We start from the raw sequence: 16,146 nt of genomic DNA on the forward strand, positions 1-16,146 counted from the left end.
CCTTTCATGGCGTTCCGGGACGGCTACTCGCGCCACCCCGACAGCTCGACACCCTTCGCGACGTCCACCCGGTACCCGAGCGTCACAACGCTCTTCGCGCCCGGAGCGAGCGTCAGCCGCCAGGTGAGCTCGCCCAGCTCGGTCCGCTCCACCGGCTCCGGCACGGTGCGCACGTCCCGGACGGTGATCGCGTCGTCCCGGGAGACCGGTGCCTGATCCAGCACGGTCACGACGGCTTCGCGCGGGCTGTGGTTGACGATCGTCGTGGTGTAGGCGGCTTCCCGCTTGCGGACCCCGGACAGCGTCGCCTTGCTCGCCGTGCGGTGCGCGAGTTCCCGCTCGACCCGGATCCGGTCGTCCACGCCGAGGGCGAGTTCGAGTTCCTCGCCCGGCGCCCAGACGTCCAGCCGGGTGGTGCCGACGAACTCCGTCTCGTGGAACACCGACGCCTTGCCCGGCCGCAGCGTGTGTTCCGAAGTGTTGACCACGGTCGCCCGCAGGAACGCCTCCGGTGACACCACCGGAGCGGTGACGTAGCCCAGTTTCGCGGTCAGCTCCAGCTGCGCGAGCGTCGTGCGGTGGCCCTGCGCTCCCGAGGGGACCGCCACCGGGCGGCCGGGCCGGTAGGTGACCGCGGTGGTGCCCTGTTCGACGGACGCGGTCCGCACCGCCATCCCGGGCGCGGCGGGAGCCGGCATGCCCACCGACTCCGGGACCCCTCCGCCCGCGGGCGACGCGCCACCATAAGCCGCGCGTGCCATCAGCGGCTGGACCGGGCGCACGCGGTCGAGGAACCACGGATCGAGCTCCGGCACCTCCACGGTGTTCGCCGGCCGCGCGGTGGAGAGGGCCAGTTCGCATTCCGGCCAGTCCTCGCCGGTGTGCTGGGTGATCCGCCCGTACCAGGTCAGCGAGACGTCCTCGCCGCGGACGCGCACGTCGTAACCCGGCTCCCAGCTCGCGTTCGCGACCACATAGGACAGTTCGAGGCCGATTTCCGCGCCGTCCTCCTGGCTCTCCAGCTCGACCGTGACCGTCGCGCTGTCCACTTCGGACGTTCCCTGTTTCGCCTCGATCTCGCGGTCCAGCGCCTTGAGGTCGTCACGGAGCCGGGCGAGGCGGATGCCGAGTTCGCGGCGCTTCCCGAGCGCCTCGGCCAATTGCGTGCCGAGCGCGTCGGTGACTTCGGCGACCCGGGGCGGTTCCGCCGTACCCTCCGCGAGCGCCTTCGCGAAACTCTTGCCGCTGCGTGTCGCCAGCCCGGTCAGCAGATCGACCTTCGCGGTCTCCGCGGCGACGGCGTCCGCGACCTCGTCGACCACCGCCTGATCGGCGCGCCGCTGCTCGGTCAGCGCGCGCAGGGAGGCGTCCGCCGGCGCGGGGTGGCGCTCGACGGCGACGTCGACTCCGGCGATGACCGCCGGGCCGGAACCGGTCACACGGACCGAGTCGGTGTCCAGGTTCCACGGCAGGCCCGCGAAGGCGAAGCGGGTTTCGCCGTCGAGGGCAGCCGAAGCCCGCCTGGTGATCCGGGCGTGGTGCGGGTAGACGGTGACGGCGACGATCGGTGCTTCCAGTGAGCTCGGCATGCCTCCGACGTTAGTCTCTTGACACCTGTTCGGGTGGCCGGAAACCTCACCTGGGTCTTACCCGCCCGCCATTGGGGGTCCTGTGAGAGTCGCCAGGCTCGCTGCCCTGTTCACCGCCGTCCTGGTCCTTCCGGCGACGGCGTTGCCCGCCCATGCCGACGCGCCACCGGCGCCGGTCTTCAAGGACGGCCAAGCCCAGCCGGTGTTCGACCCCGCGGACGTCATCCGGGAGAACGTCTGGGTCACCGCGCCGGTCGACAGCGACCGTGACGGCAAGGACGACCTCGTGCACGCCGAGGTGGTGCGGCCCCGCGCGACGCAACAGGGCATGAAGGTCCCGGTCGTCTACCAGGCCAGCCCGTACTACGCGGGCGGCAACGACGTCGCGAACCACAACGTCGACGTCGAGCTGTACGTGCCCGGCGCCAAGCGCGCTCCGGCGGGCCCGCGGATCGCGACGAAGACCGTCGGCCCGAACCCGGTGCCGATCAGCTGGCGTTACCAGGACTACTTCACCGCCCGCGGCTTCGCCGTCGTGTACGGGGAGTCGCTCGGCAGCGGCCAGTCCACCGGCTGCCCGAGCAGCGGCGACGTCAACGAGACCATCGGCGCGAAGTCCATTGTGGACTGGCTGAACGGCCGCGCGACGGCACGGGACGCGGCGGGCAAGGCCGCGGTCGCGGACTGGAGCACCGGCAAGACCGGCATGATGGGCGTGTCCTACAACGGGACGCTGCCCAACGCCGTGGCCAGCACCGGCGTCGAAGGGCTGGAGACGATCGTCCCGATCGCGGCGATCTCCAGCTGGTACGACTACTACCGCAACGACGGCGCTGTCGTCGCGGCAGGCGGGTTCCAGGGCGAGGACGCGGACGTGCTCGCGGACTACGTCTACACGCGCCAGGACCGCGCCGTCTGCCGTCCGCTGATCGACGGCATCGCGGTCGACCAGGACCGCGTGACCGGTGACTACAGTCCCTTCTGGGACGCGCGGAACTACCGCACCGACGTGAACAAGGTGCGGGCCTCGGTGCTCGTGGTGCACGGCTTCGGTGACTGGAACGTCAAGACCGACCAGGGCACGCGCTGGTACGAGCTGCTCAAGCGGCACGGCGTCGAGCACAAGATCTGGCTGCACCAGGCCGGGCACTCCGACCCGTTCAGCCTCCGCCGCGACGTCTGGCTCGCCACGCTGAACAAGTGGATGTCGCACTACCTCTACGACGTGGACAACGGTATCGAGCGTGAGCCGAAGGCCACCATCCAGCGCGAGGACAAGTCGTGGGTGGACGAGCCGGAGTGGCCGCTGCCCGGCACCCAGGACGTCAAGCTCTACCCGTGGCCCGGCGGCTCTTCGAAGGGCAAGCTCGACACGCGCAACCCCGTTCCGGGCAAGGCCGCCGTCGAGACGCTGGCGGACGACGCGAGCAAGACGATCGAACAACTGGCGGCCGCGGCGTCGTCGGGCCACCGGCTGCTGTACTCGACCACCGCGGCGAAGCAGCCCGTGCGGCTTTCCGGAACGGTGAAGACCGATCTGTCGCTGTCCCTCGACAAGCCGGCCGCGAACGTGACCGCGGTGCTCCTCGACCGCGCTCCGGACGGGACGGCGAAGGTGATCACCCGCGGCTGGACCGACCCGCAGAACCGGCGTGACCCCGCCCGCACCGACCCGATCACCCCTGGCGAGAACTACAAGGTCGAGGTGGAACTGGTCGCGAAGGACTACCTGCTCGCGGCCGGGCACAAGATCGAGTTCCTGGTGGCCTCCAGCGACCACGACTACACGCTCCGGCCGAAGCCGGGCGCCGGTGTCTCGGTCGAGCTGAACCGGACCTCGCTGGTGCTGCCGGTGGCGGGTGGCAAACCCGCGCTGCGAGCCGCTTTCGGCTGAGCGGGCCGACTTGCGTGAGGCCTCCTTTCCTACTCCGAGGGTAGGGAAGGAGGCCTTCGCCACGTCACCGGTGTGCCCGTGGTGAGTCGGGGGCGGAGGCGTGTCGCGAAAGCCACTTTCACAACCTCCAGCGCTGCGAAAGTGGCTTTCGCAACGTCACACCGCGGCCATCGACCCGAGCCGGAATCCACTGGGTGACCAAGCCCGGACGACACGAAACACGCACGGCCGACGATGGGCGTTGCCGACGGCCTCGTGGGGGTCGCGAAAGCCACTTTCGGGACACTCGATGCAGGGACGGGCGACCGGCGTTCCAGGCGGAAAACGCCGACCCGACCTCGGGCTTGTACGGAAAATGTATTTCCCCCGGCTTTGCTTCGGCCTGTCCGGCTTCCCCACCTGATGGAGGTCTCCATGTCCAGGTTGCGCCGTTTCGCAGTGCTCGCCGCGGCCGCCGTCATCCCAGCGCTCGGCCTGACCCTCGCCGGTACGACGCAGGCGTCGGCCGCCCCGAACTTCCAGGTCCCGTTCAAATGCGGCGTCACGGTCACGGCGGCGACGTTCAGCGGGCACAGCCCGGCGAACTCGGTCGACTTCCAGAAGTCGGGGATCACCGGGATGCCGGTGCTGGCGTCGGCGGGCGGCACCGTCACCCGGGTCGCCAACGAGGGAAGCACGAGCTACGGGCGCTGGGTCGAGATCGACCACGGCAGCGGCTGGCGTACCCGGTACGCGCATCTGTCGACCCAGTCCGTCTCGGTCGGCCAGGCCGTCAGCCTCGGCAAGCAGATCGGCACGGCCGGGGCGACCGGCGGCGTGACCGGTCCCCACCTGCACTTCGAACAGCGGCTCAACGGGGTCGCGCAGAAGGTGGTGCTGCACGGCGTCGCGGTGCCGTACTACGGCCACACCAACTTCACCAGCAAGAACTCGTGCGGTGGCAACCCGTACTCGGCCACCGAGGTGTGCGGCAGCGGGTTCTCGGTCGTCGACTCGCAGGGGCTCGCGAACGGTTCGGGTACCGCGTACCTGCTCTACAACGCGTCGACCAAGGCCAACTGCGTCACCACGCTGAAGGCGGTTTCGCTCGGCACCGCGTCACCGGTGTCGGCGTTCCTCGAAGTCCAGGGTTCCGCTCGCGTGACCGACTCCGGCAGCTTCGCCTACTACGCGGGCCCGGTGAAGAAGACGGCCGCCGCGACCTGCGTCAAGTGGGGCGGCTCGGTCGGTTCGAACGCCTACGAGAGCCCGTTCGAACACTGCGGCTGACCCCGCGGGGCCGGGCACTGTAGACCACCCCACCGACAGGGTCGGCGTCCCGGCGCCCGGTCCCGCGGCGGTTGTCCACAACGGTCCCGGCTGTCCACAGATGTGTCGTGCCCCCACCCGGCGGCCCCATTCCCGCCGCAGGGTGGGGGCATGACCACATCGACTCCGACCGGCAGGACCAAGGTCAATCTGACGGATCCGGCGGACCTGCTCGCCGCGATCCCGTACCTCCTCGGCTTCCATCCCGAGGACTCCGCCGTCGTCTTCGGCCTTCGCGGTGAGGACCGCAAGCGCCAGGGCCTCCTCATGCGCGTGGACCTGCCCCCGCCTGGCCTGGAACAGGACCAGGCGCGTGACCTCGCGGTCAGGCTCGCCCTGACCGGCCATACCGGCGCCACCGTCGCGGTGGTCGGTGGCGGCCCCGCGAACAAGGCGGGGCGGCCCCCGCGCCGCCGGTTCGTCCGGCGCGTGGAAGCCTCGCTGGCCGAGTACGGCATCCCGTTGCTGCATTCGGTATGGGCGGCGCGTATCGCCGCCGAGGAGCGCTGGGCGTGCTACCGGGAAAGGACCTGTGGCGGTCTGCTGCCGGATCCACGCGATTCGGTGGCCGCCGCGGTCGTCACCGGTGCCGGGCAGATCACCCACGCGAGCCGGGACGAACTCGAGCGGCTCTTCGACCCCGTCGCTCCGGAGACGCTCGCCAGACGCGCCGGTCTCCTCACCAGGCTGGACGAGCCACCCTGGAAGGGCCCGGACCTCGTCCAGGGCGGGATCGCCGAGGTGAACGCCGCACTCGCCCGCGCGGACAGCGGCGACCCGGCGATCACGGACGATCAGGCAGTCCGGCTGGCTTGGGCGCTGTGCCTGGTCGAAGTCCGCGGTGCCTGCATGCTCACCGCCGCGCCCGCGGACTCACCGCTCGCCCGCGCGGCGGAGGATCTCTGGCTCACCCTCGCCCGGGAAATCCCGGCACCGGAAGCGGCCGAGGCGCTCGCCCTGAAGGCGCACGCCGCCTATGTCCGGGGCGACCTGGCGACCGCCGGGATCGCCTTGGCCAGGGCGGCCGAAGCCGACCCCGGGCACGGGCTGACGAAACTCCTGGCCAGGGCTCTGGACGCGATGGTGCCGCCGTCCGACGTCGCCGACGTGGTCCTTCGGCAGCGAGCCGAAGGAACGCAAGAAATCGGCCTCAGGCGTTCCGGCGGGACCGCGTGAACGCCCAGGCGTCGGCGACGATGCCGTCGAGGTCGGTGCGCTCGGGCTTCCAGCCGAGTTCGTCACCGGCCAGCTCGCTGGAGGCCACCAGCACCGACGGGTCGCCCGCCCGGCGCGGAGCGACCACGGCGGGGATCTCGTGACCGGTGGTGCGGCGGCACGCCTCGATCACCTCGAGCACCGAGAACCCGGTGCCGCTGCCGAGGTTGTAGACGCGGTGCTCGCCGTCGGCCGCGTGGCGCAGGGCCAGCAGGTGCGCGTCGGCGAGGTCGACCACGTGGATGTAGTCGCGGATGGCGGTGCCGTCCGCGGTCGGGTAGTCGTCACCGAAGATCTGGATCCGCTCGCGGTCCCCGGTGGCGACCTGGAGCACGAGGGGGATCAGATGGGTTTCGGTGGTGTGCCGCTCGCCGAAGGAGCCGTAGGCGCCGGCGACGTTGAAGTACCGCAGGCTGACGGCGGCGATGCCGTGGGCGCGGGAGAACGAGGTGATCGCGTGGTCGATCGCCAGCTTCGTCGCACCGTAGGTGTTGGTCGGCTGGGTCGGCGCGGTCTCCGGGATGGGGGAGGACTCGGGCTCGCCGTAGGTGGCCGCGGTGGAGGAGAACACCAGCCGCTTCGTGCCGTGGTCGCGCATCGCTTCGAGGAGGCGGAGCGAGGTCAGGACGTTGCCTTCCCAGTACTTCGCCGGATCCGTCATCGACTCGCCGACCAGCGACTTGGCGGCGAAGTGGAGGACACCGTCGAAGCCGTCGCCGAGCAGCCGCCGGGCGACCTCGGCCGCGTCGCCTTCGACGAAGGTGGCGTCCGGGTGGACGGCGTCGGCGTGTCCGGTGGAGAGGTCGTCGACCACGGTGACGTCGTGTCCGGCCTCGATGAGGCGGGCCGCGCAGACGCTGCCCACATAACCGGCTCCGCCCGTCACCATCAGCTTCAGGGTCTTGGTCGGTTCGTCGGTCACGTTCGCGCCTTTCTGCTGCGGATGCGGTCGCGGCCCAGTGTCCTCGCCCCCGGGCACCGGCCGCGCCCGGGGGTGCGGGTGCGGTCCACGGAATCCGGCGTCGGCGTGTTCGCCCTTGAGACACGCGAGTTCCGCCTCCAAGCACGCGTGTCCCGTGCCTGGACACGCGAATCACGCCAAAGCGGCCGTCGTGGCACGCCTCGGCATCACAGGCCAGACGCCCCGCTAGAGCTCGTCGCGGCCCGCGCCACGCGACGGCACGGCGGTGAACAGCCTGGGGTGGCGCAGATCCGCCGCTTCGTACGCGGCCTTCACCGCTCGCCCGACGGTGTCCACATCGGACTCACGGACCAGCGCGATCGCCGAACCGCCGAAGCCGCCGCCGGTCATCCGCGCGCCGAGCGCCCCGGCCTCGCGGGCCGCATCGACGGCGAGGTCGAGTTCACGGGTGGAGATCCGGTAGTCGTCGCGCATGCTCACATGCGAGGCGTCCAGATGAGGACCGATCTCGGTGATGCGGCCCGCCCGCAGCAGGTCCACGGTGTCGAGAACGCGCTGGTTCTCCGTCACCACGTGACGCACCAGCGGCACGAGTTCGTCCGGCAGCCTGCCGAGCGCGGCGTCCAGCCCATCGACGCCGATATCCCTCAGCGCCTTCACCTCGAGCAGTTCCGCGGCGCGCTCGCAGCCCCGGCGGCGTTCGCCGTAGCCGCCCTCGGCGTGCGAATGCTTCGTGCGGGTGTCCATGATCAGGATCCGGACGCCCGATTCCTCCAGCGGGAACGGCACCTGTTCCATCTCGCCGGAGCGGACGTCGAGGAACAGCACGTTCGATTCCGTGCAGCACAGGGAAGCGGTCTGGTCGAGCAGGCCGGTCGGCGCCCCGACGAAGTCGTTCTCCGAACGCTGCACCCAGCGGGCCACTTCGTGCAGGCTCGGCGAACCTCCGCCGGTGCCCGGAGTGGTACCCGCCAGCCCCAGCAGGGCGAGCGCGACGGCGCATTCGAGCGCGTGGGAGGAGGACAGGCCGGCCCCCGACGGCACGTTCCCCGCGATCGCCACGTCCGCGCCACCGCCGAGGCCCTGGTCACGCAGGACCCACGCGACCCCCGCCGGGTACGCGGCCCACCCCTCGACCGAGCCGGGCCGCAGATCGGCGACGGCCAGCGGGCCGGATTCCTGGACCCTGCCGTCCGAGCCGAGGGTGGCCACGGTCAGCACACCGTCCTCGCGTGGCGTCGCCGCGGCGGCGAGCCGGTGCGGCAGGGCGAAGGGCAGCACGAAACCGTCGTTGTAGTCGGTGTGCTCACCGATCAGGTTCACCCGGCCGGGCGCGGACCAGACCCCGGACGGAGCCCGGCCGTGGAGGGCCAGGAAGGTCTCCGCGGCGTCGGACGCGGCGCTCACCTGGCCTGCGCCAGCACGGCGTGCAGCGCCGACACGGGCACCTGCGCGGTGTTGCTCCCGCCGGTGACCTCGATGGTGCCGCCGGGGGCCGTCTTGCCGACCTTGACCCGGCTGCCGGGCACGATCCCGACCGACTTGAGCTCCGTCATCAGCGTCTCGTCCAGCTGGACGTGCTCGGCGATACGGCGGATCTCGACCTCGCCGCCACCCATGCGGGCGAACTCGTCGAGCCGCACGAGGTCGGCTTCGGCTGGCGGAGCGGGATCGCCGTCGCCGAGCTTGTCGAGCCCCGGGATCGGGTTGCCGTAGGGCGACGTGGTGGGGTGGTCGAGCAGCTTGACCAGCTTGCGCTCGACGGCCTCGCTCATCACGTGTTCCCAGCGGCAGGCCTCGTTGTGGACGTGCTCCCACTCCAGGCCGATGACGTCGACCAGGAGGCGCTCGGCCAGCCGGTGCTTGCGCATGACCGCGATGGCGAGTTCGCGCCCGTGCTCGGTCAGCTGCAGATGCCTGTCGTCCGCGACCACGACCAGTCCGTCGCGCTCCATCCTGGCGACGGTCTGGCTCACGGTCGGGCCGCTCTGCTGCAGCCGCTCCGCGATCCGGGCCCGCAGCGGGACGACACCTTCTTCTTCGAGCTCGTAGATGGTACGCAAGTACATCTCTGTGGTGTCGATGAGATCGTTCACGCTGTCCCCTTCGTCCGCGTTGCTCATCGTAGTCGCTGGCACCGACAGCGACGCAGGCGTGGGGAGAACAAGCATCGAGGCGGGAAAAGTCCCCCAAGCTGGGCAGGGAGCCGTGAGGCACGGAAAGATGGGCCCATGCGCCCCATGATCACCACCAGCGAACTCGCCGCGCGGCTCTCCGGACCGGAATCGGCACGCTCCGTAGTGCTCGACGTCCGCTGGCGGCTCACCGGCCCGCCGGGCGCCGATTCCTACCGTGAGGCACATCTCCCGGGCGCGGTGTACGTCGACCTCGACACGGCGCTCGCCGGGGAGCCGGGTGACGGCGGCCGTCACCCGCTTCCCGAACCGGAGACGTTGCAGCGGCATCTACGGGCGGCCGGGGTCCGCGCCGGTCGCCCGGTCGTGGTCTACGACGACGCAGACGGTTCGGTCGCGGCCAGGGCGTGGTGGCTGCTGCGCTGGGCCGGGCACGCCGAGGTCGCCGTGCTGGACGGCGGGTTCGCGGCCTGGGCCGAGGAGGAGCGCCCGGTCACCGCCGAGGTCCCTTCGCCCGAGGAGGGGGACATCGTCGTGAAGCCCGGCGGCATGCCGGTGCTGGACGCGGACGAGGCGGCCACGCTCGCCAGGGACGGCCTGCTCTTCGACGCGCGGGCGAGGCCGAGGTACGCGGGGGAGACCGAGCCGATCGACCCGCGCGCCGGGCATATCCCCGGTGCGGTCAACGCGCCCTTCTCCGGGCATCTCGGGGAGGACGGCCGCTGGCGCGACGCCTCGGAACTCGCCGAGCGGTTCGAAGGTCTCGGCGTGACCCCGGAGACCCCGGTCGGTGTCTACTGTGGATCGGGCGTCACCGCCTCGTCCGTCGTGCTCGCGCTGGAGGTCGCCGGTCATCCGGAGCCGGCGGCGTTGTACGCGGGTTCGTGGTCGCACTGGTCGCGCGATCCGGAGCGCCCGGTGGCCACCGGGGATCTGCCCGGCTGACCCGCGGGCGTCCGGAACGACGCACGAGCCGCGTCCGGGCACTAGAGTTCGGACCATGCGAGCACCGGCCGTCGTATGGGACTCCTCGCTGCTGGGCTACGACCTCGGCGGCGAGCATCCGTTCAACCCGGTGCGGCTCGAACTGACGATCCGGCTCGCCACCGAGCTCGGCGTGCTCGACGGGGTCGATCTGCTCGTCCCCGGCCCGGCGGGCGAAGACGAGCTGCGCCGTGTGCACCTGGCCGAATACATCGAGGCCGTCCGGCAGGCGCCGATGACCGGAGCCGACTTCGCGCACGGGCTCGGCACCGAGGACAACCCGGTGTTCACCGGGATGCACGAGGCTTCCGCGCTGGTCGTGGGCTCGACGCTGCTGGCCGCGCGGAAGATCGCCGAGGGTGAGGCGACGCGGGCGGTCAACATCGCAGGCGGGCTGCACCACGCGATGCCGGGCAAGGCGTCGGGTTTCTGCGTCTACAACGACTGTTCGGTGGCGATCTCGTGGCTGCTCGACCACGGTTTCGACCGCGTCGCCTACGTCGACACCGACGTGCACCACGGCGACGGCGTGCAGACGGCGTTCTACGACGATCCGCGCGTGCTGACCGTTTCCCTGCATCAGCACCCCTTCACGTTGTGGCCGGGAACGGGCTACTCGGCGGAGATCGGCAAGGGCGGGGCCGAGGGCACCGCGGTCAACCTCCCGCTGCCACCCGGTACCCGCGACGGCGGCTGGCTGCGGGCGTTCGAGGCGGTGGTGCCGTCGCTGCTGGAACAGTTCCGGCCGCAGATCCTCGTCACCCAGTGCGGCGTCGACTCGCACGAGGAAGACCCGCTGGCGGACCTCTCGCTGTCGGTGGACGGCCATCGCGCCATCTACCGGCGGCTGCGCGAACTGTCCGAAGCACACGCCGGTGGCCGCTGGCTCGCCGTGGGCGGCGGTGGCTACCAGCTGATCCGGGTGGTGCCGCGCTCCTGGACCCATCTGCTCGCCACCGTGCTCGGCCGCGACGTGGACCCGGCGACGGCGCTGCCGCCGAACTGGGTCGCGTCGATCTCCAGGGCCGCGCCGCAGGCCGAGCTCCCGGCAGGCATGTCCGACGGACGCGAGACCGCGTTCGTCCCGTGGGGAGACGGAGAGGACGAGCCGGTCGACATCGCCATCCGTGACACCCGCCGCGCGATCTTCCCCCTGCACGGCCTCGATCCGGACGATCCGAGGGACTGACATGGCCAGTGAGGACACCAAACGGGACCCCTACGACTTCCCGCGCGAGTGGGAGGCCGACGTCCTGCTCTCCGACGGCGGCACGGTGCATCTCCGCCCGGTGATCCCCAGCGACGCCGACGGGCTCGTCGCCTTCCACGGCAGGCTGTCCGAACGCACCCGGTACTTCCGGTACTTCGGCGCCTATCCGCGGATCCCGCAGCGCGACCTCGAACGGTTCTCCGTCGTCGACCACCACGACAGGGTCGCCTTCGTCGCGCTGCTGGGCGACGACATCGTCGCGGTCGGCCGGTACGAACGGCTCGAACACGGGCCGTCGGCCGAGGTCGCGTTCGTCGTCGACGACGCACACCAGGGCCGCGGGCTCGGGTCGATCCTGCTGGAGCACCTGGCCGCCGCTGCCTCGGAATGCGGGCTTCGCCGCTTCGTCGCCGAGGTGCTCGCCGAGAACGCGGCGATGGTCCGCGTGTTCCGCGACGCGGGCTACCAGGTCAGCCGTGAGATCGAAGAAGGCGTGCTGCACCTGGAGTTCGACATCGACCCGACCGAGGAGTCGCTCGCGGTCGCCAGGGCCAGGGAGCAGGCCGCCGAGGCGCGCAGCGTGCACAACCTGCTGCACCCGAAGTCGGTCGCGGTGATCGGCGCGTCCACCGACCCGACGAAGATCGGCTACGTCGCCCTCACCAACCTGCTCAGCGCCGATTTCGCCGGCACCGTCTACCCGGTCAACCCCGAGCACAAGTCCGTCCGCGGCGTCCGTGCCTATCCGTCCGTAGTGGACATTCCCGAGGACGTCGACCTCGCGCTGGTCGCCGTGCCCGCCGAGGCCGTCGAGTCCGTTTTGGACGGTGCGCTGGCCAAGGGGGTCAAGACCCTCCTGATCGTCTCGGGCGGATTCGCCGAGGCCGGGCCGCACGGGCTGCACGCCGAGCTGCGGCTGGTCGGGGAGGCCAGGGCGCACGGGATGCGCGTCGTCGGCCCGAACGCGCTGGGCGTGCTCAACACCGACGCCGCGGTCCGGCTCAACGCCACCCTCGCGCCCCGCCTGCCCGCGCGCGGCCGCACCGGGTTCTTCTGCCAGTCCGGTGCGCTGGGCACCGCGATCCTCGCCGACGCCGAGGCACGCGGTCTCGGGCTGTCGACGTTCGTCTCGGCGGGGAACCGGGCCGACGTCTCCGGCAACGACCTGCTCCAGTACTGGGAGACCGATCCGGCGACCGACCTCGTCCTGCTGTACCTGGAATCGTTCGGCAACCCGCGCAAGTTCGCGCGGCTCGCGCGGCGGCTGGCGCGGACGAAACCGGTGGTGGCGGTGAAATCCGGCAGGCACGCGGTCCGCCCGCAGCTCGCCGCGACGTCGGCGGAGGTCGACGAGTCCAGCGTCCAGGCCCTGTTCGAACAGGCGGGTGTCGTCCGCGTCGACACGCTCGCGCAACTCTTCGACACCGCGCTCGTCTTCGCGCACCAGCCGCTGCCCGCCGGCCCACGGGTCGCCATCGTGGGCAACTCCAGCGCCATCGGGCTGCTCGCCGCCGACACCGCGCGGGCGCACGGACTGCGGCTGGCCGCCGACCCGGTCGACGTCGGGCCGCAGGCGAGCCCCGAGGAATTCGCCGCCGCCGTGCGCGAAGCGCTCAACTCCCCGGAGACCGACGCGCTCGTCGTCGTCTTCGTGCCGCCGCTCGCGATTCCGGGGACGGCCTACGCCCGCGCGCTGCGGGAGGCCGTCGTCGAGATGGACAAGAACAAGCCGATCGTGTCGACCTTCCTCGCCGTCGAGGGGGTGCCGGACGAACTGGCGGTGCTGTCCGAGGACGGCGTGCCGACGCGGGGCTCGGTCCCGTCGTACCCCAGCCCGGAACGCGCGGTGAACGCGCTAGCGCGAGTCGTGCGCTACGCCGCCTGGCGGCAGCGGCCGCAGGGAAACCTGGTGCGGCCCGCGGGCCTGCACGCCGAGCAGGCGCAGGTGATCGTCAGCGAACTGCTGGCGGCCGAGGAAGGCAGGACGACGCTGCTCTCCGACGAGGACGTGGTCCGGCTCCTGGGCTGCTATGGCATCGACGTGGTCCCGTTCCGGGTCGCGTCGTCCGCGGACGAGGCGGTGAAAGCGGCCGAGGAGCTGGGTTTCCCGGTCACCCTCAAGGCCGTCGACGAACGGCTGCGCGGCAGGCCGGACCTCGCGGGCGTGCGACTCGATCTGTCCTCTGTGGACGGAGTGCGCCGGGCGTACGCCGATCTGCGCGAAATCTCCCATGACGACGAGGTCTACGTCCAGCGGATGGCGCCCAAGGGTATTTCGTGCGTGGTCGGGCTGCAGGACGATCCGTCGTTCGGCACGCTCGTGTCGTTCGGTCTCTCCGGGCTGGTCAGCACGCTGCTGGGGGACAGGGCCTACCGTGCGGTCCCGCTCACCGACGTCGACGCCGCCACGCTGCTGCGCGAACCGAGGACTTCACCGCTGCTGACCGGGTACCGCGGCGACGAACCGGCGGATCTGGCCGCGCTCCAGGACATCGTGCTGCGCGTCGCGGCGCTCGCCGAGGACAACCCCGAGGTCCGCTCGATGACGCTCGACCCGATCCTGGCCTCACCGGACGGCGCCTTCGTCGCCAACGCGCGGATGGTGCTGGGCCCGCCGCCGTCCCGGCCGGACACGGGGCCGCGACGGCTGCGGCCGATCAACGCCCCTGCCTGAGCCGCGTCAGGAATCCCACTCCTGGGGCGAGCGGGCCGCGAGGTCCGCGTCGTGGCCGGCGAACGCCGCGATATCGCGCCTGATCGTGTTGTGGAACGCGACGATCAGCCCGTCGTGGACCAGTTTCGTCTGCACCGCCCGCGCTTCCCCGGCCAGGGGACCGGCGGGGATGGTCAGCGTGGTGGCGGTGTGCACGAGATCGAACCCACCGCCGAGCGGACGGCTCGACACCTGGCGGATCCGCAGCGTGCTGCCCCGGTAGACGGTGTCGAAGATGTTCTGGCTCTCGCGCGCGATCGTCGCGCGACCGCGCTGGATCCGGCCGACGACGTCGACGAAATCCGCGTCCTCGGCGAAGTTCGCGGCCCACGCCTCGCCGTCGCCCGCGTTCCAGGCGCGTTCCAGCGCGGTGATGATCTCCTCGGTGGTCATCGCTTATCCTTTCAGAACATCGATCCACTGGTTAGAACAACGTTCCAACTTTCGAGGAGCATACATGCCCGCGGACCTGCCCGGCATCGTCCGGTTGCGCGACCGTCGTGAGGCGCTGACGCTGCGCACGATCCTGACGGCGGCCCGCGGCCTCTTCGCCGAGCGCGGGTACGCGCGGACACCGATCCGTCTCATCGCCCAGGAAGCGGGGGTGTCCCCGCAGACCATCTACGCCCACTTCGGTTCGAAGGCCGGTGTCCTCGGCGGCCTCGTCGACCTCCTCGACGACGAGGCCGGGATCCCCGACCTCGTCGCCGAGGCACAGCGGACCGAGGATCCGGTCGCGTTGCTCGGCCTGCTGGCCACGGTCGCCCGCCAGGTCCGGGAACGCTGTGGCGACATCGTCGCGATGCTGGGCTCCGGGGCCGCCGTCGATCCGGATATCGCCGCGACACAGGCGGAAGGCGCCCGGCGTAACCGGCTCGGCGTCGAGATGGTCGTCGGCCGCGTCCGTGAGAGCGGGCGTGCCGTGGTGCCCAGGGCCGCGGACATCGCCGTGGCCCTGATGAGCGCCGACGTCCACACCAGCCTCGTCGCCGAGGCCGGGTGGAGTCACGACGACTACGAAGCCTGGCTGAAGGACACCTTGGTCACGTCGCTGCTTCGGTGACGCAGGGTCTTGCCGAAGAACGCCGAGAGCTGGGCGCGCTGTGTGGCGACGCTCCGCGCCGGATCGATGGTGCCGACGAACGCGGCCGGGGCGTTGCCCAATTGCGGCAACAGCGTCTGGTAGTCGGTGAAGCTGAAATGCTCCCCGTCCGGCAGTCGCACTTCGCGCGTCCAGCCGCGCTGGTTGCGGAGGAACTCCTGCCAGGACGCGTCCGACGCGGCGCTGTGGTCACCGGCGCTCATCAGCAGGAACGGCCGGTCCAGCCCCTCGTCGGCGACACGGCCGAAGATCCGCTGCGACTGCGAGTGGGCCATGCTGCCGTCCAGATTCGCCCCGGCGACGACGCGCCGGTCGCTCACCATCGTCTCGCCCGCGGTGAATCCGCCGGCCGAGTGGCCGAACATGCCGGCCTGGGTCAACCCGAGCGAGTCGAGGACGAAGCGGGTGTCACGGACGCGAGTGTCGATCACACGTTTCGACACCTCGATACTCGACGGCGGCAGGGACTTCTTCGCGACACGCCCGCCGGGGAACTCGACCGCTTCCGCTTCGTAAGTGTGGTCGATGGCCACGACGACGTAGCCCTCGCTCGCGAGCTGTTCCTGATGGGTGGTGCCGTGCGAACGCGACAAGGTGCCGCCGGGCGAATACAGCACGACGGGCCACTTGCGACCGATCGCGGGAGCGTCGACCCGGGAATTGGTGGGGAAGCGGTAGTCGAGCCGATCCGCCGCCATACCCAGCTTGACGGCGTCACCCTCGGCCACGACCTTCGCGACACCCGGGGCCATGTACGGCGCTTTCGGCTTTCCGCTCGGCAATGCCGGGTACCGCACGGTGACCATCAATTCCCTTGGCACACCGGGAACCCACGGGTCCTGGCGGGAGCGGTCGACGAGATGGAGGTCGGTGCTGCCGACTGCGTACGGCCCGGTCGGCGCAGGGAGGCTCAAGCGGACGGGCGCCGCCGACGCGGGCGGCGCGAGGAGGACGGCGGGCAGGGCGAGAGCGGTCGCCAGTACGCCGATCCGGCGCGTTGTTCGTTTCATGGCACCGAACGTAGGCAGCGGGCGGGTGCCGGGACATCGGGAAGATCACCCGTCCCGACCCTGA

13 protein-coding genes are annotated in these 16,146 nt (G+C 71.1%); 7 read left to right on the top strand and 6 right to left on the bottom strand.

The window, feature by feature from the left end:
- Positions 1-23: 23 nt before the first annotated feature.
- Positions 24-1,589 (bottom strand): DUF4139 domain-containing protein, encoded by a 1,566-nt coding sequence (locus ACFVM3_RS07475; RefSeq protein ID WP_378436521.1) that lies wholly within the window; start codon positions 1,587-1,589, stop codon positions 24-26.
- Positions 1,590-1,671: 82 nt separating this feature from the next.
- Here ACFVM3_RS07475 and ACFVM3_RS07480 point away from each other — a divergent pair, with 82 nt between their 5' ends.
- The 3 genes from ACFVM3_RS07480 (at position 1,672) to ACFVM3_RS07490 (ending at position 5,967) form a co-directional block, all read left to right on the top strand.
- Positions 1,672-3,483 (top strand): Xaa-Pro dipeptidyl-peptidase, encoded by a 1,812-nt coding sequence (locus ACFVM3_RS07480; protein ID WP_378436523.1) that lies wholly within the window; start codon positions 1,672-1,674, stop codon positions 3,481-3,483.
- 414 nt (positions 3,484-3,897) lie between these two features.
- Positions 3,898-4,752 carry a M23 family metallopeptidase gene (locus ACFVM3_RS07485; protein WP_378436525.1) on the top strand — a complete coding sequence of 285 codons (855 nt, stop codon included), beginning with the start codon at positions 3,898-3,900 and terminating at the stop codon, positions 4,750-4,752.
- Between the two features lie 150 nt (positions 4,753-4,902).
- Entirely contained in the window at positions 4,903-5,967 is a 1,065-nt protein-coding gene (locus ACFVM3_RS07490; protein WP_378436527.1) for a DUF4192 domain-containing protein, read from the top strand.
- Here ACFVM3_RS07490 and galE read toward each other — a convergent pair.
- From galE to ACFVM3_RS07505, 3 genes are all read right to left on the bottom strand, one after another.
- On the bottom strand, positions 5,942-6,895 hold the full coding sequence (gene galE / locus ACFVM3_RS07495; RefSeq protein ID WP_378436613.1) for a UDP-glucose 4-epimerase GalE: 954 nt from the start codon (positions 6,893-6,895) through the stop codon (positions 5,942-5,944). The two genes, ACFVM3_RS07490 and galE, sit on opposite strands and share 26 nt — an antisense overlap.
- A 258-nt stretch (positions 6,896-7,153) precedes the next feature.
- Entirely contained in the window at positions 7,154-8,335 is a 1,182-nt protein-coding gene (galK, locus tag ACFVM3_RS07500; RefSeq protein WP_378436528.1) for a galactokinase, read from the bottom strand.
- Positions 8,332-9,051, bottom strand: a complete 720-nt coding sequence (locus ACFVM3_RS07505; RefSeq protein ID WP_378436529.1) for a metal-dependent transcriptional regulator — start codon at positions 9,049-9,051, stop codon at positions 8,332-8,334. Before ACFVM3_RS07505 ends, galK begins: the two co-directional genes overlap by 4 nt.
- A 108-nt stretch (positions 9,052-9,159) precedes the next feature.
- On the opposite strand from ACFVM3_RS07505, the gene ACFVM3_RS07510 reads away from it, so the two are divergent.
- Genes ACFVM3_RS07510 through ACFVM3_RS07520 form a run of 3 tightly spaced genes read left to right on the top strand, consistent with a single transcriptional unit; the run spans position 9,160 to position 13,931 of the window.
- Positions 9,160-10,008 carry a sulfurtransferase gene (locus ACFVM3_RS07510; RefSeq protein WP_378436531.1) on the top strand — a complete coding sequence of 283 codons (849 nt, stop codon included), beginning with the start codon at positions 9,160-9,162 and terminating at the stop codon, positions 10,006-10,008.
- A gap of 55 nt (positions 10,009-10,063) precedes the next feature.
- Positions 10,064-11,236 (top strand): acetoin utilization protein AcuC, encoded by a 1,173-nt coding sequence (locus ACFVM3_RS07515; RefSeq protein ID WP_378436533.1) that lies wholly within the window; start codon positions 10,064-10,066, stop codon positions 11,234-11,236.
- 1 nt (position 11,237) lies between these two features.
- Positions 11,238-13,931: a GNAT family N-acetyltransferase gene (locus ACFVM3_RS07520; protein ID WP_378436535.1), complete on the top strand. Its 2,694-nt coding sequence runs from the start codon at positions 11,238-11,240 to the stop codon at positions 13,929-13,931.
- Between the two features lie 6 nt (positions 13,932-13,937).
- Here the strand turns inward: ACFVM3_RS07520 and ACFVM3_RS07525 are convergent, their stop codons facing one another.
- On the bottom strand, positions 13,938-14,363 hold the full coding sequence (locus ACFVM3_RS07525) for an SgcJ/EcaC family oxidoreductase (RefSeq protein WP_378436536.1): 426 nt from the start codon (positions 14,361-14,363) through the stop codon (positions 13,938-13,940).
- A gap of 64 nt (positions 14,364-14,427) precedes the next feature.
- Here ACFVM3_RS07525 and ACFVM3_RS07530 point away from each other — a divergent pair, with 64 nt between their 5' ends.
- A complete protein-coding gene (locus tag ACFVM3_RS07530; protein ID WP_378436538.1) occupies positions 14,428-15,033 on the top strand; it encodes a TetR/AcrR family transcriptional regulator in 606 nt (201 codons plus the stop codon).
- Here ACFVM3_RS07530 and ACFVM3_RS07535 read toward each other — a convergent pair.
- Positions 14,985-16,082 (bottom strand): alpha/beta hydrolase family protein, encoded by a 1,098-nt coding sequence (locus ACFVM3_RS07535; protein ID WP_378436540.1) that lies wholly within the window; start codon positions 16,080-16,082, stop codon positions 14,985-14,987. The genes ACFVM3_RS07530 and ACFVM3_RS07535 overlap by 49 nt on opposite strands.
- Between the last annotated feature and the right edge of the window lie 64 nt (positions 16,083-16,146).

The organism is Amycolatopsis sp. NPDC057786 (assembly GCF_042797905.1).
Classification (GTDB): Bacteria; Actinomycetota; Actinomycetes; order Mycobacteriales; family Pseudonocardiaceae; genus Amycolatopsis.

What these genes read in the sequence shown, in the direction of transcription:
- ACFVM3_RS07535 (WP_378436540.1), bottom strand. Translation starts at nt 16,082, where the DNA reads ATGAAACGAACAACGCGCCGGATCGGCGTACTGGCGACCGCTCTCGCC.
- galE (WP_378436613.1), bottom strand. Translation starts at nt 6,895, where the DNA reads ATGGTGACGGGCGGAGCCGGTTATGTGGGCAGCGTCTGCGCGGCCCGC.
- ACFVM3_RS07530 (WP_378436538.1), top strand. Translation starts at nt 14,428, where the DNA reads ATGCCCGCGGACCTGCCCGGCATCGTCCGGTTGCGCGACCGTCGTGAG.
- ACFVM3_RS07515 (WP_378436533.1), top strand. Translation starts at nt 10,064, where the DNA reads ATGCGAGCACCGGCCGTCGTATGGGACTCCTCGCTGCTGGGCTACGAC.
- ACFVM3_RS07525 (WP_378436536.1), bottom strand. Translation starts at nt 14,363, where the DNA reads ATGACCACCGAGGAGATCATCACCGCGCTGGAACGCGCCTGGAACGCG.
- ACFVM3_RS07520 (WP_378436535.1), top strand. Translation starts at nt 11,238, where the DNA reads ATGGCCAGTGAGGACACCAAACGGGACCCCTACGACTTCCCGCGCGAG.
- ACFVM3_RS07510 (WP_378436531.1), top strand. Translation starts at nt 9,160, where the DNA reads ATGCGCCCCATGATCACCACCAGCGAACTCGCCGCGCGGCTCTCCGGA.
- ACFVM3_RS07485 (WP_378436525.1), top strand. Translation starts at nt 3,898, where the DNA reads ATGTCCAGGTTGCGCCGTTTCGCAGTGCTCGCCGCGGCCGCCGTCATC.
- ACFVM3_RS07475 (WP_378436521.1), bottom strand. Translation starts at nt 1,589, where the DNA reads ATGCCGAGCTCACTGGAAGCACCGATCGTCGCCGTCACCGTCTACCCG.
- ACFVM3_RS07490 (WP_378436527.1), top strand. Translation starts at nt 4,903, where the DNA reads ATGACCACATCGACTCCGACCGGCAGGACCAAGGTCAATCTGACGGAT.
- ACFVM3_RS07505 (WP_378436529.1), bottom strand. Translation starts at nt 9,051, where the DNA reads ATGAGCAACGCGGACGAAGGGGACAGCGTGAACGATCTCATCGACACC.